Genomic DNA, 16650 nt, shown 5'->3' on the forward strand with positions numbered 1-16650 from the left:
TGCGTCGGCGCTTCGCTACATGTATTAATTGATGGAACACTCCGTCGTACAGCTCATCGGAATGACGCGATTTTTCGCGACTCGGTCATAGAGTGGTGCTCCGATTCGTAAAACAATCGCTAACGAGACCACTGGAGAGGCAGGTAAAAGGACTGGCAAGGTTTTCGTCAACAGACGAATTCCTTCGATTCCCGGGTACCGGACCCCTCGCTCGGTTTCGACATGCATCCGTTCGAGCAATCGCGGTTGTTGTTCCACCGGCATCCGTCGCGCATCGGAAAACGTCAACTGCTGAAAACAATCAATCCGTTCAAGCAGCCGTTTCGATTTTTGACAGAGTGGACAGAGACCATCGTAGTAGACGATTAACTGTTTCATTCTGCAGACAAGACTTTTTCGACATCCGTCCGGTTCGAATACAGTGTGTAGAAGGCTTCAGCGACATTCGCCGGATCGAGCGCCGTCCCCCGCTTCACTTCTCCTGCAATCGTGACCGTCCCGACGTAAACGTTATTTTCTTTTAGCGTGTCATGCAGCATGTGTGTCAATTGACGGACACCCGCTTTTCCAATCGATAGTCCGGGTAATGATTTAATCGCATGAATTCCAGCCCCGCCACCTGTGATTAAGATGGCGCCGTCTTTTCGTTCCACCATATCCGGTGCGACGAGCTGCGCAGCATCGAGTGCCCCGAGGACGTCGATTTCAAATTCTTTCGTGATTTGTTCTGCTGAGACGTCGAGAACCGATGACTGATGCAGAATCGATGCATTGTAGACAAGGACGTCGACTTGTCCGTATTGTTCCTTCGTCCATTCGACAAGGGATGCGATATCCGTTCGGCGTGATGCGTCACACTCGACACCGACTGCTTCGACCCCATGCTCTTTCAATTCCGTGACGACAGCAGCAAGTGTGTCTTGCGTTCGCGCTGCACAAACGATTTGGAAGCCTTCTTTCCCGAATCGTTTACTGATTTCGACACCATTTCCTGGACCTGCTCCAATGATGATTGCTGTTTTCATACTGTTTCCCCCTCTGGCTTGTCTGTCTTTTCTATTCCCAAAAAGTTACGTATCTAGTCAAAAATCAAGCAATGACGGACCTTTTTGTTCATCTTCTTGTGCAACGCCCATGAAGCGTGCGAGCATCGGATCGACGTCCGGTTTTGCTGCCGGAGCTGTCTGTGAACGCACGACGTTTGCTGCCGGTGTGCCCGGTTGCTCAAGCAACAGCTCACAGTATGCTTTCATTGTCGCCAGTTGTTCGACTTGCGCCGTACCGCTCGTCTGCTCGATTTTTGCCATCGTCTGCCGCATTTTTTCAATGACATGTTGTTCTGAAATCATCTTCTTCACCTCACTTGTGCTAAATTGAAGGGACTAACCGAAAAGGAAGTGTCCTTATGATTCGTACTGCTTTAGTTGGATTTGGTCTTGCTGGAGAACACCTGCATGCCCCCTATATTACATCGCCCGATTATCAGCTCATTGCTGTTCAGTCGAGTCGTCCGGATGCAGTTGCAAAAAGCTACCCAAACGTGCCTGTATATCCATCGCTCGAAACATTACTCGCCGAGGAAACGATCGATCTCGTCGTTATCGCGACACCGAATTCTGAGCATTATCCTCTCGCACGCCTTGCGTTAGAGGCAGACTGCCATGTTCTCGTCGAAAAACCGTTTACCGTGACGTTCGCTGAAGCAGAACGATTAACTGAACTGTCTCGTCAACAAAATCGCTTACTGACAGTCTATCATAATCGTCGTTACAAAAAAGACTTCGAAACGCTACTGGAACTCGTCCGGACCGATCAGCTCGGCGACGTTCAGACGTTCGAAGCCCATTATGACCGCTACCGTCCGACCGTCCGTGAACGCTGGCGGGAACAGGACGTACCCGGTGCCGGACTCTTGTACGATTTAGGATCGCATTTAATCGATCAGGCTCTGACTTTATTCGGAGAACGACCGGATCGTGTCTTTTGTGACCAAACGATTCAGCGGATCGACGGTCCGGTTGACGATTATACGCACCTCATTCTCGCCTTCGGAACACGGCGTGCGATTCTTCACATCGGTTCGCTCGTTCCGATGTCTGGACGTTCTTTGAGCGTGCACGGAACGAAAGCAAGTTACTTCGTTGACATGGTCGATACGGAGAATGCGACCTATACATTCGGCCTTCCGGAACAACCACCTGAAGAACGCCCTTTCTTAAAGCCGGCTTCTACGTATTACACGGATCTTGCACGGGCAATCCGAAACGAAATTCCGCTCGTCGTGACGACAGAACAAGCGTTATTTGTCATGAAAATCATTGATTATGCTCAAAAGAGTGCAAAAGAGGGTACATGGATATCAGTAGAGTAATTCAATCCAATTCATAACGAACAGGGGGAACTATTCATGTTTTCAAGTACAGAACGCACGGCATGGTTAGAAGAGATGGGACAAGAACTGCTCGATGTATTAGTCATCGGAGGCGGAATCACGGGCGCCGGGATTTTGCTCGACGCACAAAGCCGCGGTATGCGTACCGGTTTAATCGAAATGCAAGACTTTGCTGAAGGCACATCAAGTCGCTCAACGAAACTCGTTCACGGGGGACTGCGTTACCTCAAACAATTCGAAATCAAGCTCGTCGCAGAAGTCGGAAAAGAGCGGGAAATCGTCTATGAGAATGCGCCCCACGTCACGACACCGGAATGGATGATGTTACCGCTCGTCGAAGGGGGAACATTCGGAAGTTTTTCAACTTCTATCGGTTTACGTGTCTACGACCAACTCGCTGGTGTACGACGCAATGAACGCAGAACGATGTTATCAAAAGAAGAAACACTCGGTTATGAACCACTCCTGCGCTCAGAACACCTCGTCGGTGGCGGGCGCTACGTGGAATACAAAACGGATGATGCTCGCTTGACGATGGAGGTCCTAAAATCCGCTATCAGTTATGGGGGACGTCCCGTCAACTATACGAAAGCAGAATCACTCGTCTATCATAACGGGAAAGCTGTCGGCGTCGAAGTCCGTGACCTCTTAACAGACCGGACGTATACGATTCGGGCGAAAAAAATCATCAATGCGACGGGTCCATGGGTCGATGAATTACGGGAACAAGATGGTTCAAAATCTGGTAAGTCGCTCCATCTGACAAAAGGAATTCACCTTGTCATCGATCAAGCTGATTTCCCGCTCCGTCAAGCCGTTTATTTTGATGTCTCAGACGGACGGATGATCTTCGCGATTCCACGCGAAGGGAAAACCTACGTCGGAACAACCGACACGAACTATAAAGGTGACATTCTCGAGCCTGGTGTCACGGAAGAAGACCGCGACTATATCTTAAAAGCGACAAATGATATGTTCAATATCGAGCTTCGTCCGGAGCACGTCGAGTCGACGTGGTCTGGTCTCCGTCCATTGATTCATGAAGATGGCAAAGATCCGAGTGAACTGTCTCGTAAGGATGAAATCTTCATTTCGAAATCCGGCTTGATGTCGATTGCTGGTGGTAAACTAACCGGTTACCGGAAAATGGCGGAACGCATCATCAATATGGTCGCCGAACAATTCAAAAAAGAAGAAGACCGGATCTATCTTGAATCACGGACGCGTCATATCTTACTTGGCGGCGGACATAAAGATGGTAGTAAAGGATTCGCCCGCTACTTGAAAGAGCAACAACCGAAAGGAGAAGCCCTCGGTCTCTCGCCAGACGAGACGACATGGCTCATCCAACGCTACGGAACGAACGTCGAACGGGTGTATGAACTCATTCGTTCACGTGGCAGTGAAGCGGAACGTTACCAGTTACCACTTCACTGGTTCGGTGCACTGCTTTACGGACTCGAAGCCGAGCTCGTCATGCAACCCGGTGATTTCTTGAATCGCCGTGCGTCCGCCGTATTCTTCGATTATCCAAATGCCGAGAAATATGCGGACGGCGTACTCGCTCTCATGCGTAGCGAACTCGGTTGGTCGGCTGAAGAAGAAGCAAAAGCCAATGAAAGCATCAAACGTGAGTTTGACGCTGTTCGTGTAAAAAGTTCAGTTCCCTCTTAAATTAAGAAATTAGCCTAAAAAAGGCAGGAGACGCCGAAGTTCAATTCGGTGTTTCCTGCCTTTTTCCGATTCCCAAAAGACCATTTTCTTATCGGTTCGTCATCCAGTTCAAAAACACGTGGAAGTCTAGCTTCGTTCTTTCCGCATAGGCGTTTGACCAGCGTTGAATTTGCTGAAGGAAAACTTGCTCTGACTGTCCGATTGCTTCGATAATCGCGACATCCGCATGATGAGTGAGAACCGTCGCCTTAATTCCTGCATCCATATCGGCTCGCGCATGGATTTTCGCCGTAATCCGACCTTGAAGAGCTAATACATTTTCAAGATCATCCTGGCTTTTAATATGCTTTGCTTTTAATTTCTTTTTGTACGGAGAGCGCTCTCGAATGTAATACTCCTTTTGATGCATCGTCACGTATCCAAGGTGAGGATCTTCATGCGCTTGCATCGCTTTTTGAGACGCGATGACCCGTAATCCTTGATGGACGGTCTCGACATCTTCGCGGTAAACAGGAACGAATAAGGACGGCACAGCCGTTTGTGCTTGTTTCATCTCAAGGATGACGTCCGGCTCTTCCTTCCCTTCCCCATTGATCAAAATGTAATAGCGTTCCAGACCAATCGAGGCGGTTCCGCTATCCAGTTTGTGGACGATGTCCTTGATCGTATAAAACGCGTCGTCTCTTCGATCGTTCTCATCGACTGATGCAATGTAATCCGGCCAGATCGCTTCGATTGCTGCGTACGTCTCTTTTTCGACACGCTTCATATCCGGTAGATCAAGAAACTTCCGGTGTCCATCAATCACAGTAGTTCGTTCACCAAGCAAGTCTGCTTTCTTCTTTTCAGCTTTTTTAATTAATTTTCGAATCGGTCCTTTCGTATTCTTGACCGTAAAACAGATGTCACTCGGATTTTTACCATTCGCGTATTCATGAAGGTCGTGTAAGTAGTTTTCAATGTAGGCTTTAATTGCCGGTTCCGCATCATAAGCGACCTCGTCTGCAAATAGACGGACCGAAACGGCCATCCGGATGACATCGTAAAGATAGGATCCGAGATACCCTTCATCAAAGTCATTAACGTCATAAATGATTTCACCCTTCGCATTTCCATGAACACCGAAGTTCTCAAAGTGGAGATCGCCTTGAATCCATGTCGGTGTCTCAACCGGTGTGTCGAACCCTAATGGAATACGGGTCAAATCATAGTAAAACAGATGGGAACTGCCGCGGAAAAACAGAAACGGACTTTGGCTCATCTTGTCATACTTTTTCCGTCGAGCCGTTTCATCGAGTCCTCGCACTTTATCATCATAAAAATCCAATACTTTGGCAATCGTCATCTGTCGAATGTCATCATAAACTGCTGTAAACAAAACATGACCTCCTTTCGATTCTAAAAAAGGCAGCCAAAACGAATTCGTTTTGCTGCCTTACGATTTGACTTACTCGAAGTGTTTTTTATATTCCCCATATCCGGCAGAGTCAAGCTCTTCTAACGGAATAAATCGAAGAGCAGCGGAATTGATGCAGTAACGCAGACCACCGAGCTCTTTTGGACCATCATCAAAGATATGACCGAGGTGACTATCGGCATCAGCTGAACGAACTTCTGTCCGCGTCATGCCGTGCGTCGTATCAAGATTTACTTCCATCTTGTCTTCTGCGATCGGCTTCGCGAAACTCGGCCATCCACAACTTGAGTTGAACTTGTCTTTTGACGTGAAGAGTGGCGTTCCATCGACGATATCGACATACAGTCCCGGACGTTCTTCATCCCAGTATTCATTTCGGAAAGCCGGTTCTGTCCCGCTCTCCTGTGTCACTTTATACTGGATGGGTGTTAAGCGTTGTTTCAATTCCTGTTCCTTACCGTGATCTTTCCAAGCTTCTTTGACGAACTTGGCACGACCCGATCCGACACTATACATTTGATAGCGGAACGGATTCTTTTTGTAGTAGTCCTGATGGTATTCTTCCGCTGGCCAAAATGGTGCTGCCGGACGGATGTCGACGGCAACCGGTTTTGAAAAACGACCAGAAGCATCAAGCGCTGCTTTTGATTGTTCCGCCGCTTGCTTTTGCGCTTCATCAACATAAAAAATAGCGGGTTCGTACGATTGACCTCGGTCATTAAACTGACCGCCACCGTCCGTTGGATCAATTTGACGCCAAAATACTTCAAGTAATTCTTCATATGTGATGACAGACGGATCATACGTCACCTCGACTGCTTCGAGATGTCCCGTCGTCTCAGAACAAACTTCTTTATAGGTCGGGTTTTCTGTATGACCACCGGTGTAGCCGGAAATCACCTGGTCGACACCATCATACTTATGAAACGGTTTGACCATACACCAGAAACAACCACCTGCAAATATTGCTTTTGCCATCTATCTTCCCCTCCTCTTTCTATCTCTCTAGTCTACTGCTTTTTAAAGCATGCCCCTACTATCTTGCTCACTCAATCTTCTGGATTTGCCTTCAGGCGTCGCATGACAAAATAAATCGCTGCAAAAACTAAAATCAATCCGCCGAGCGAATACCAAATGTTGTTCATGCGATAAATCATTTGATAAATCGCTAATGTAATCAATAAAATCGCAATCGGGATGAATGCCCGTTTAAAGTGGTACCAGTAGTTCACGATGCTCGCCTCCATTTTTCTTTAATCTTAATCGATTTGAGCCGTCAACTGTGAACTTATTCCGCTCGTTTGTACTCTTCCTCGAGATAAGTCGTATACCGCGTATGCCACGACTTCAAGGCAAAGCGCCAGAGGAAGACCGTCCCGACAAGCAAGACAAGCGTGATTGGCCAGAACCAGCCTGAAACGATACCATCCGGATAGGCGAGTCCTATTTTCGAGAAGAGGACATACATCAAGATGATACTCGACACGAGTAAGACCGAGACAGGCATCGCATATTTCCACGGCGTCATCCCCGTCGTACGTATCGGTCGACGACGATTCACCTGCATAACAGGACGATATTTTCCCATGAACCACATGAACAGTACTTCGATCACCAATAAAATACCGTAGCCATGGATAAAGCTGATTCCGTGATCGATTCCGAACAACTGTCTGAGTCCAAAAACAAAGAAGTAATAGGCAATGACATGAAAAACGATGACGATTTTGGCAGCAATCGGTGGAATCGTCCGCACGAGCATTCCCATCATGACGATGACGAGAATCGGAATGTTGAAAAATCCTGTGAACTGACGAATCAACGTCCAAAGACCGTCTGGTGCATACATTAAGAATGGAGCGACGACAAATGAAATCAAGGCAACGATCGTTCCGAAGATTTTACTGACACGGATCAGCTGCCGATCGGTCGCTTCTTTCGCAAAGACCGGGCGATAAATGTCGAGTACGAACAACGTCGCGATACTATTCAAGAGTGAGTTGAATGAACTAAAGACTGCTCCCAGCAAGACGGCCAAGAAAAATCCCATCAATGAGACAGGGAGCAACTCCGTGATTAATTTCGGATAGGCCAAATCTCCACTTGCTAGATTATCTCCATACAAATGGTACGCAATCACACCCGGAATCAACATGAATACCGGGACGAGTAGTTTCAGGAAGCCTGTCATCAAGACACCCTTTTGTCCCTCTTTTAAGTCCTTTGCTCCAAGCACGCGCTGAATCACATATTGATTGAGTGACCAATAGAAGAGATTCGCAAACAGAATCCCTGTAAAAATCGAAAAGAACGGAACGGCGTCGGTTGACGACCCAATCGCATTCAATTTTTCAGGGTGTGTCGTTGCGAGACGCTTCATTCCGTCGACCATGTTTCCGTCCCCGAGTGCAAAAAAACCAAGAATCGGAACGAGGAAACCGATGATGACAAGGCCGACTCCATTTAATGTATCGGAGACGGCGACAGCCCGTAGTCCTCCGAAAATTGCATAGATGGCCCCGATGATCCCGACAACCCAAATGACGAGCCACAGCGACTGCGTATAACTCAATCCAAATAACTCCGGTACGTTAAACAGCTGTAAGACGGCAATCCCGCCGGAGTAAAGCATCGATGGAATCGTCACGCACATGTAGCCAAGTAAGAATAAGAGCACCGTCATCCGCCGGACCGTTTCATCATAGCGCTGACTTAAAAATTCAGGTAACGTCGAAATCCCCATCCCCAAAAACTTAGGCAACAGGTAGATCGCCATGATGATGGCAGCAAACCCTGCCGTGACTTCCCACGCCATGCTCGACATATTCCCCATGAACGACTGACCGTTCAAACCAATCAGTTGTTCTGCCGAAAGGTTGGTCAGAAGCAAGGAACCGGCAATAAAGATTCCGCTTAGTCCACGTCCTGCCAAAAAATATTCGTCAACTCCCTGTTCCTTTCCTCGTGTCATGCGATAGGACACATAAGCAACGAGCGCCATGAAGAACGCGGCCGAACCCAGTGTCAAAATCAATTCATATGTACTCATTTCACACTTCCTCCATCTCAATCGTTTTAGTAGGTTTACCGTAAAGAATTTATTCCTTATTTTTACTTTATTGAAACAATATTTTTAGATAAAAATAAAATTATTAAAAAGAAATAATCCAATTACGGATTGACATACTTGAAGGGACATATCATGGAAAGAAACCGAAAAAATCTTTCGGGAATTATTCGCTTCTTCTATACAGAAAAACCCTCTCGCAAGTGAGAGGGTTTTGGTGTGTAGACAAACTATTAATAAGCGTAAACATGCGATAACGAGAGACAATCCGTCACGATACTACCTAAAAAGCGTCATGTTTCGTTGACTCCTAAGGGAAAAGTGCGTTTTCAACGCACTGTCAGAGGCAGGCAAGACCCTGCTCATTGTCCGTTAGGATCAAGGAGCAACGGCTTGCGCCTCGCCCGAGGAAAGCAACGAAAAAAGACGCTTGATCTCCCGATTCCCGATAACACTTTGCCTATAGTCTGACCTCTCGTAAGCGAGAGGGTCCTTTAGCTTATACTATTATTTTTTCGGATGCTTCGGAAACTCCATCTCATCATACCGGACAACCGATGTCCGGTGTTTGACTTTATGTCCGAGCCAGAAGACCAAGAATAACGGAATTCCGATATACGTTGCTGCAATCCCAACCCAGTCGATTTGATCAGCGAGGAACGCGGCATAGTTTTGCCCAACGATAACGAGGAAACACAGGCCAAATGCGAATAGCGGACCAAACGGGAACGCCGGTGCAACGTACGGTAAGTCACGTAACGCATGCCCTTGGGCGACGAAACCTTTTCGGAAACGGTAATGACTGATCGCGATCCCGAGCCACGCGATAAATCCTGTCATTCCGGAAGCATTCAGTAACCAAAGATAAACTTGTCCACCGAACATCGACGTCAAGAAACAAAGCGCACCAATCGCCCCTGTCGCGAGTAACGCATTCCGCGGCACACCGTTTTTTGAGACTTTTGCAAATAGTTTCGGTGCATCACCTTGTCGTGCCAGTGTGTAGAGCATCCGGGTTGAAGCATACATCCCGGAGTTCCCGGCAGACAAGACGGACGTCAAGATGACCGCATTCATCAATGCTGCTGCAAACACGAGTCCTGCTTTTTCGAAGACGAGTGTGAACGGACTGACGGCAACATCCGTAATATCATTTGAGACAAGGCTCGGACTTGTGTATGGAATCAACATTCCGATGACGAAGATCGCAAATACATAAAATAATAAAATGCGCCAAAACACCTGTTTAACTGCTTTCGGGACATTTTTTTCCGGATCTTCCGACTCGCCTGCTGCGATTCCGACGAGCTCCGTCCCTTGAAAGCTAAAACCTGCGACAAGAATGATACCGATGACAGCTGGAATCCCTCCGACAAACGGTGCATCACCTAAGCCAAAGTTTTTGAAGCCTGCTGGTGGCTCCGAAGTAAAGATACCAAAAATCATCGCGACTCCTACACCAAGAAACACGATGACCGTGACGACTTTAATCATCGCAAACCAGTACTCGGCTTCACCGAATCCTTTGACCGAAAAATAATTTAATCCAATCATTAAAAGTAAAAACAGCGCGCTAAAATAGACGCCCGGAATGTTCGGGAACCAGTAATGCATGACGATTTGTGCTGCGACGAGCTCGACGGCAATCGTGACGGCCCAGTTGTACCAGTAGTTCCATCCTAAGGCGAACCCGAATGAAGGGTCGACGAACTTCGTCCCGTACGTCGAGAACGATCCTGCGACCGGCATATAGGCGGCCATCTCCCCAAGGCTCGTCATCAAGAAGTAGACCATCAATCCGACGATTGTATAAGAAAGTAACGCACCGCCCGGTCCTGCCGCTGCAACAGAGGCACCTGACGCGATGAATAAACCGGTCCCAATCGCTCCGCCAATTGCAATCATCGACATATGCCGGGCTTGAAGCCCTCGTTGTAGCCCTTCTGCTGTGGAATCAAGGGGTTGTTGTTGCTGTTGTAAATTGTTCATGTCTGTCGCTTCTCTCTTTTTATAATTTTTGAGAGGGCGTAAAAAAGCGCCCTCACCTTCCAAGAGGAAGATGAGAACGCAACATATCGATGATGCGTCTCATTCTACCGTCGTGAAAGATAGCTCCCCATAAACCGCAAACGGTTCATGACAGTATTAGACCTGTTTGATCTAATCCCAATCGCTGACTTTCAAAGTAGTCTACGATTTCGGCAATTCTTCCTTTTGAGCTATTTCATCTGCCGCTTGACGACATCCGTAACCCGACTCATAAGAATCGCAACCTCCATCCCACTGGTTGAGTGAGAACTAATTAAGTTGATTTACTAATTCATTACTTCGACATAGTACATAATATGTTTCTTGTTTGTCAATTTATATTTTTGAATCCTACCGTGCTCATAGTAAAATTCCGATATTTTTAGTACACTAAATGGTAGAAGGTAGTACAGAAAGGATGTTGCTCAGATGGGACAAGAACAACATGACCAATTGACATATCGATTAGAAGAACAAATGCGCGTGATTCTCCGGACGTTGCGCCGTGAGTTGAATCAACTGTTTGAAGGTACTGCCACGCGAAGTGAATTCTTCATCTTACGTAGCTTATCTGAAAACGGCCCCCAGCGTCCGACATTACTCGCGGAACAGTTCGAACTTGCGACAAGTCAGGTCACCGCTTTGACAGATAAACTTTATAAGACCGGTTTTGTGACACGGACACGTTCGACGGAAGATCGTCGTTCAATCGTCCTTGCCTTGACTGACGAGGGAGAGGCCGCTTTTCGGAATCTCGAAGTCGTCCGTCGCAAATATCTTCAGGAGCGATTCGGCACTTTGTCTGAAGAGGAACTGAACGTGATGATCCATGTATTTGATAAAATTCTCGCGACAATGGATGAAGAAGTCGTCTCATCCAATTAATAAATTAAAAATCAAGAGAAGGACAGAGGTTTTATTCTGTTTTTCTTTTTTTATTCTAAACATTCAGACCTCCTATACCGTTAGTAGAACGAGTATACTCAAAGTATATAATTGGAAGTATACTGCAGGGGGAGTTGGGAGGATTTGTTGTCTATTATGAATAACTTCATCATAAATTTTTGTCTCTTATTCACGACGATCACGCTTTTATTTTTACCTTTTCGAAATCAACCAAGAATTACACCAAAATCAAAGCTTGAATCACGCCTTATTTTAGGTTGTGTAGCTGGTGCAATTGCTGTACTCCTCATGTTCAACAGCATTCAAATTGATATTGCCCGGATTGACTTACGTATCATTCCTGTCGCGATTGCCACATTATTTGGCGGATTGCCTAGTGCCTTCATCACGGGAGTCATGATTATCGGAACGCGTTTTTTAATTACACCTGCTGATCAAATCGAAGGAGCGATTCTCGCTTCCGTCATCATGATTTTATTCATTTTGACAATTGGCATAGCACGCAGATTTTTACGTAATACATTGCTGACTTTTGAATTAATGATCGGAATCGGTATTCTCTATTCGTTACCAGCTATCTATGCACTGACAAACAGTTGGGAAACGTTTTTCAAAGTATCGGTTACGTACATTTTCTTTAATTTATTAGCCGGCCTCGTCACCTATCGCTTATTAGCCGAACTGCGACGACATTTTGAAAATATCCAGTACCAGCAAAAACTTGCGATGACCGACGCCTTGACGGGTCTCGCTAATCGCCGACGTCTGGACGACTCCCTATCACTCGTCGGATCGGATGACGATGGATATTCACTTATCCTGATCGATATCGATTTCTTCAAACACGTTAACGATACATATGGTCATGATGCCGGCGACGATGTGTTGCGGCAACTCGGAACGACACTTGCCTCTATTGTACGTCCGGATGATTTAGTCGGTCGGTACGGTGGAGAAGAATTTTTGATCATTTTACCGAACACATCATTGAAGGATGCGAAAAAAATCTCTGAATTAGCGCGGACGACAGTCGCCCGTAACCTGTTCCCGACTGCACATGTACCTGATTTGAAGATTACGATTTCGTTAGGAATTGCCCATTCGGGTGGATCCCATACATCACTCGAAGCATTGCAACAAGCGGATAAAGCACTCTATGCTTCAAAAGAGCACGGACGTAACCAAAGTACGATTTATACGAAACAGCTGGAATTCCGTCAAGCGTAATCTAACGTTATATCCGACTAGCACAAAAAGTGCCATTCCCTCACATCGGAATGGCACTTTTTAGTTCATTTTTTAGACAGTCCCAGGGCCTGTCTGAGGAAAACCAATACTTTCAACTGTTCCGAAGACGATCATCTGACTAAGCTGATTTGCCATATACTCGGAGGAATACGGACGATCATTTCGTAACCACGACATCAAGAGCCCGAGTTGACCACCAATGACGTAGTTCAGTAATAAATCCCGATCCACCGGAACAGAGACACTTGTCGTCTCCCGGAAAGCAAGACGGTAGTTTTCTTTTAACGTATCCAAGAAACGGGAGATGAACGTCTTGACTGTTCCTTGGAGCAGCATCGTCCGGTAAAAGCGCTCGTTTTGCTCAATGTGGATGAACAAACGTGCAAAGTAACGACTGACGCGTTCGACTGTCGGAGGCTCGGTCGATTGTTTTCCTGTAATCCGAATCGCTTCTGCGAGCAACGTCATGTGTTCCTCAACGATTTGATCCAGCAAATCGTATTTATCTTTATAGTGCGCATAGAAGGTCGAACGATTGACCTCAGCACCATCCGTCAACATTTTGACGGTGATCGTCGAAAAGGAATGGTGTTCAAGTAAATGAAATAGCTCTGTCGTAATACGTTCACGTGAACGTTTAGGACGTGGATCGCACGACTGATTCATTTAAAATTCAGCTCCTTTTCACGTATTGTATCCGTTAACAAAGACTTTTCCAACATTTCGTCGGAAATTGTTGGTTGTTTGTTTGTTATGCACCCATATAATTAACTGTATTAACTACTCCTCCCCAGAGGAGTCTTTTTTATGAGACCGCACTGGGGCGATCAGCTAGTAACAGAAAGGATGCAACTTACTCATGAACATGAAGAAATTATTAATCATCAATATTTTAACGCTCGTCGTTTTAATTGGTGGTGGTGCGATCGGTTATTATTACTACGATCAAGCAACAAGTTACGTCAAAACAGAAAATGCCAAAATCGACGGTAAGATGATTACAATTGCTAGTCCTGGCGCTGGAAAACTCACTGACTGGACGGCAAAAACAGGACAGACACTCGATAACGGGGCGACACTTGGTCACGTCATGATAGCACAAACTGGTCAAAAACCGGTTGATGCGTCAATCGAAATGCCAGCAAAAGCAACCGTCGTTCAGTCGATGGCGACAGAGAACGGCTTTGTTGGTGCCGGTACGCCGCTCGCTTACGGATTTAACTTAAATGAATTATGGGTCACAGCAAACGTCGAAGAAACAGAAATCGATGAAGTCAAAGTCGGTCAAGCCGTCGATGTCTATGTCGATAGCTATCCTGATACAACACTTTCGGGTGAAGTCGAACAAATCGGGATGACAACAGCAGGCACGTTCTCGATAATGCCGTCATCGAACGGAAACGCAAACTATACAAAAGTCGCGCAAGTGATTCCCGTGAAGGTATCGCTCTCACAAGAAAAATCACTCGACATTCGCCCTGGTATGAATGTGACCGTCCGCATTCATAAGGATTAAGGAGGGACGCTTATGTCTACGACCTTCCTCTTTGGATACATTGTGTTCATGCTTGTCACGTTCCTTGCAGTCAATTTGATTGCACGCCGGGCACGGCAACCGCGGGTAGCTGGCGCAGGAGGTCCGGCGCTTGATGAAACATTGATTGAAGCAGAAGCGGTTGGCGCGATTCCAGCCGCCCCTGCTCCGCAAGCGCAAGCGACGATTTCAACGGAAAACATCAGTATCCCGAAAGTCATCACTGTCCTGTTAATTGGAATGTTCATCGCGATTTTGAATCAGACATTAATCAACGTCGCTCTTCCTGTCTTGATCAACGACTTCAACGTCACGACGTCGACAGCACAGTGGTTGACGACCGGGTTCATGCTTGTCAACGGAATCTTGATTCCAATCAGTGCGTTCCTCATGCGAAGCTATACGTTTCGCCGCTTGTTTCTTGTCTCGATGACGTTGTTCTTCTTCGGATCGATCATTTGTTCGATGGCGATGAACTTCCCGGTCATGATGATCGGACGTGTGGTCCAAGCAGCCGGAGCCGGTGTCTTGATGCCGCTCGGTACGAACGTCTTCATGACATTGTTTCCACCCCATAAACGGGGAGCTGCGATGGGCATGCTCGGGATTGCGATGATTCTTGCACCGGCGATCGGACCAACGATCACAGGATATGTCATTCAAAACTACGATTGGCACGTCATGTTCTATGCAATGGCCTTCTTTGGTCTCTTAACACTTTTACTTGGATTTGCCTGGTTCAAACTCGTCCAACCGTTATCAAAACCAAAGTTCGATGCTCTCGGTGTTGTCTTTAGTACGATCGGGTTTGGTAGTCTCTTATACGGATTCAGTGAAGCCGGAAACGACGGTTGGGACAGCCCTGTCGTCATCAGTACGATTGTCATCGGGCTACTTGGTATTGCCGCCTTCGCTTTGCGTGAGCTTGCGATGGACGACCCGATGCTTAACATCCGTGTCTTAAAAGTACCGGAATTTTCATTCACCCTCTTCATTAACGTCATCGTCACGATGGCCTTGTTCGGCGGGATGTTGCTGCTGCCGATTTACTTGCAGAGCATCCGTGGTTTTTCACCCGTCGACTCAGGTCTCTTATTACTGCCTGGTTCATTGATCATGGGAATCACCGGTCCTTTCGCCGGTCGACTGTTCGACCGGTTCGGCATTCGACCGCTTGCCATCTTCGGTCTGACGTTGATGACGTACGGAACATGGGAATTGACGCAACTTGATTTGAACACGTCTTACTATTCCATCATGGGCATCTATATGCTCCGGTCCTTCGGGATGGCGTTCATCATGATGCCGATTATGACAGCTGGCATGAACGCTCTGCCGATGAAGATGATTCCTCACGGAAACGCGACACAAAATACATTACGCCAAGTCGCTGGATCAATCGGGACGGCCATCCTCGTCACGGTCATGACCCGTCAAACGACAGCTCATCTCGCGGACGATGCCAACCAGTTTACGACACTTGACCCAACACTCTCGCAACACCTTGGTGAGCTCGGACAACAGCTTGGTAGTCCACAAGCCGCATCCGTTAGCTGGTTGACGCAATTGACGAAACAAGCGACGATCAGTGGAATTACAGATGCCTTTTGGGTGGCGACTGTCTTGTCTGCTCTTGCACTCGTATTGTCATTCTTCCTTCATGGAAAAAAAGAACCGAATTTAGATTAACGTGTCTTATCCAGCCAGTTGACGGCACATCGTCAGCTGGCTTTTTAATCGTTCACCTTTGCACTTCTTCTCTAATATCGATACACTAGGTTCATTGAGTTCATATCAAAAGGAGATGCTTTATGGTTGCCTTCCTTCAATTTTACGCGTTCATTTTCGCCTGTTGCTTCGCGTGGCAGGTCGGACGACCATCTCTTTCCTGGTCGCAAAAAATCTCGCGTGCGTTTTTAACGAGTATCAACAGTCTCTTCGTCTTTTTCCGTGCTTCGGTCTCGATTTTCTTACTCGTCGGTCCGTTAGTGCTTGTCTCGTACTATGTCTTTCCGAACCTCTTACAGTTTGAAGGTGGTCTCGCAATCGTCATCAGCGTGCTCGTGATTGGTCTAATTGATCGGCTCGTCAGCCTCGTCATCTTACCGCTTATCCGCTCGTTTTTCTTGAAGCGTAAACGCATCATGCCGCAGTTGCTTGAAGCAACTTTTTATACGTTGTCCATGACGGTCTTGCTTTACATTAACTTGACGGCTGTTCCGGGTGTCGAACTCGGACTTGCGATCCCGATTTTCTTTGGTTTCACAATTTATTTTGCACATTATTTAATGGCATTACTGCGATTACGCCAAGTCAAAAAGAAACTCGCTACGACAGCAAGCAAAAAACAATAACCACATGAAACGAACGATGACTTCCATTGA

General features: G+C 46.8%; 16 protein-coding genes and 1 riboswitch. Of the genes, 7 read left to right on the plus strand and 9 right to left on the minus strand.

Going from position 1 to position 16650, the window contains the following annotated elements; translation table 11 throughout:
• Positions 1-24: 24 nt before the first annotated feature.
• The 3 genes from KNP98_RS11285 to KNP98_RS11295 are packed head-to-tail and all read right to left on the minus strand — an operon-like array spanning position 25 to position 1349.
• Positions 25-378, minus strand: coding sequence for a thiol-disulfide oxidoreductase DCC family protein (locus tag KNP98_RS11285; protein WP_214770594.1), 354 nt, complete (start codon positions 376-378; stop codon positions 25-27).
• Positions 375-1025 carry an SDR family NAD(P)-dependent oxidoreductase gene (locus KNP98_RS11290; protein ID WP_214767672.1) on the minus strand — a complete coding sequence of 217 codons (651 nt, stop codon included), beginning with the start codon at positions 1023-1025 and terminating at the stop codon, positions 375-377. Before KNP98_RS11290 ends, KNP98_RS11285 begins: the two co-directional genes overlap by 4 nt.
• Positions 1026-1082: 57 nt before the next feature.
• Positions 1083-1349, minus strand: coding sequence for a DUF5327 family protein (locus KNP98_RS11295; RefSeq protein ID WP_088836068.1), 267 nt, complete (start codon positions 1347-1349; stop codon positions 1083-1085).
• Positions 1350-1405: 56 nt separating this feature from the next.
• Between KNP98_RS11295 and KNP98_RS11300 the strand changes: the two genes are divergently transcribed.
• Positions 1406-2371, plus strand: a complete 966-nt coding sequence (locus tag KNP98_RS11300) for a Gfo/Idh/MocA family oxidoreductase (protein ID WP_214767670.1) — start codon at positions 1406-1408, stop codon at positions 2369-2371.
• Positions 2372-2407: 36 nt separating this feature from the next.
• On the plus strand, positions 2408-4066 hold the full coding sequence (locus KNP98_RS11305; protein ID WP_088836066.1) for a glycerol-3-phosphate dehydrogenase/oxidase: 1659 nt from the start codon (positions 2408-2410) through the stop codon (positions 4064-4066).
• Between the two features lie 88 nt (positions 4067-4154).
• Here KNP98_RS11305 and KNP98_RS11310 read toward each other — a convergent pair whose 3' ends face one another.
• The 5 genes from KNP98_RS11310 to KNP98_RS11330 all read right to left on the minus strand — a co-directional run bounded on the left by KNP98_RS11310 (position 4155) and on the right by KNP98_RS11330 (position 10539).
• Positions 4155-5444: a DUF2252 domain-containing protein gene (locus KNP98_RS11310; protein ID WP_088836065.1), complete on the minus strand. Its 1290-nt coding sequence runs from the start codon at positions 5442-5444 to the stop codon at positions 4155-4157.
• A 69-nt stretch (positions 5445-5513) separates the two neighbouring features.
• Entirely contained in the window at positions 5514-6461 is a 948-nt protein-coding gene (gene msrA, locus KNP98_RS11315; RefSeq protein WP_214767668.1) for a peptide-methionine (S)-S-oxide reductase MsrA, read from the minus strand.
• Positions 6462-6532: 71 nt separating this feature from the next.
• Entirely contained in the window at positions 6533-6715 is a 183-nt protein-coding gene (locus tag KNP98_RS11320) for a hypothetical protein (protein WP_029332347.1), read from the minus strand.
• Positions 6716-6771: 56 nt separating this feature from the next.
• Positions 6772-8532 (minus strand): solute:sodium symporter family transporter, encoded by a 1761-nt coding sequence (locus KNP98_RS11325; protein ID WP_214811446.1) that lies wholly within the window; start codon positions 8530-8532, stop codon positions 6772-6774.
• Between the two features lie 525 nt (positions 8533-9057).
• On the minus strand, positions 9058-10539 hold the full coding sequence (locus tag KNP98_RS11330) for an amino acid permease (RefSeq protein WP_214767664.1): 1482 nt from the start codon (positions 10537-10539) through the stop codon (positions 9058-9060).
• Between the two features lie 112 nt (positions 10540-10651).
• Positions 10652-10836: riboswitch (Lysine riboswitch) on the minus strand.
• 171 nt (positions 10837-11007) lie between these two features.
• On the opposite strand from KNP98_RS11330, the gene KNP98_RS11335 reads away from it, so the two are divergent.
• Complete coding sequence (locus tag KNP98_RS11335; RefSeq protein WP_088836062.1) at positions 11008-11463, plus strand: MarR family winged helix-turn-helix transcriptional regulator; 456 nt, start codon at positions 11008-11010, stop codon at positions 11461-11463.
• 156 nt (positions 11464-11619) lie between these two features.
• The gene (locus KNP98_RS11340) at positions 11620-12711 is read left to right on the plus strand and encodes a GGDEF domain-containing protein (protein WP_251132085.1); all 1092 of its coding nucleotides are present in this window, start codon (positions 11620-11622) and stop codon (positions 12709-12711) included.
• Between the two features lie 72 nt (positions 12712-12783).
• Here the strand turns inward: KNP98_RS11340 and KNP98_RS11345 are convergent, their stop codons facing one another.
• Positions 12784-13398, minus strand: a complete 615-nt coding sequence (locus tag KNP98_RS11345) for a TetR/AcrR family transcriptional regulator (RefSeq protein ID WP_214767659.1) — start codon at positions 13396-13398, stop codon at positions 12784-12786.
• A gap of 193 nt (positions 13399-13591) precedes the next feature.
• On the opposite strand from KNP98_RS11345, the gene KNP98_RS11350 reads away from it, so the two are divergent.
• The 3 genes from KNP98_RS11350 to KNP98_RS11360 all read left to right on the plus strand — a co-directional run bounded on the left by KNP98_RS11350 (position 13592) and on the right by KNP98_RS11360 (position 16620).
• A complete protein-coding gene (locus tag KNP98_RS11350; protein ID WP_088836060.1) occupies positions 13592-14248 on the plus strand; it encodes an HlyD family secretion protein in 657 nt (218 codons plus the stop codon).
• 12 nt (positions 14249-14260) lie between these two features.
• Positions 14261-15955, plus strand: coding sequence for a DHA2 family efflux MFS transporter permease subunit (locus tag KNP98_RS11355; RefSeq protein WP_214767657.1), 1695 nt, complete (start codon positions 14261-14263; stop codon positions 15953-15955).
• A 122-nt stretch (positions 15956-16077) separates the two neighbouring features.
• Positions 16078-16620 carry a hypothetical protein gene (locus KNP98_RS11360; protein WP_159174009.1) on the plus strand — a complete coding sequence of 181 codons (543 nt, stop codon included), beginning with the start codon at positions 16078-16080 and terminating at the stop codon, positions 16618-16620.
• The last annotated feature ends 30 nt before the right edge of the window (positions 16621-16650 follow it).

The sequence above is a fragment of the Exiguobacterium sp. s127 genome (genome assembly GCF_018618695.1).
In the GTDB taxonomy this organism is placed as follows: Bacteria; Bacillota; Bacilli; order Exiguobacteriales; family Exiguobacteriaceae; genus Exiguobacterium_A; species Exiguobacterium_A oxidotolerans.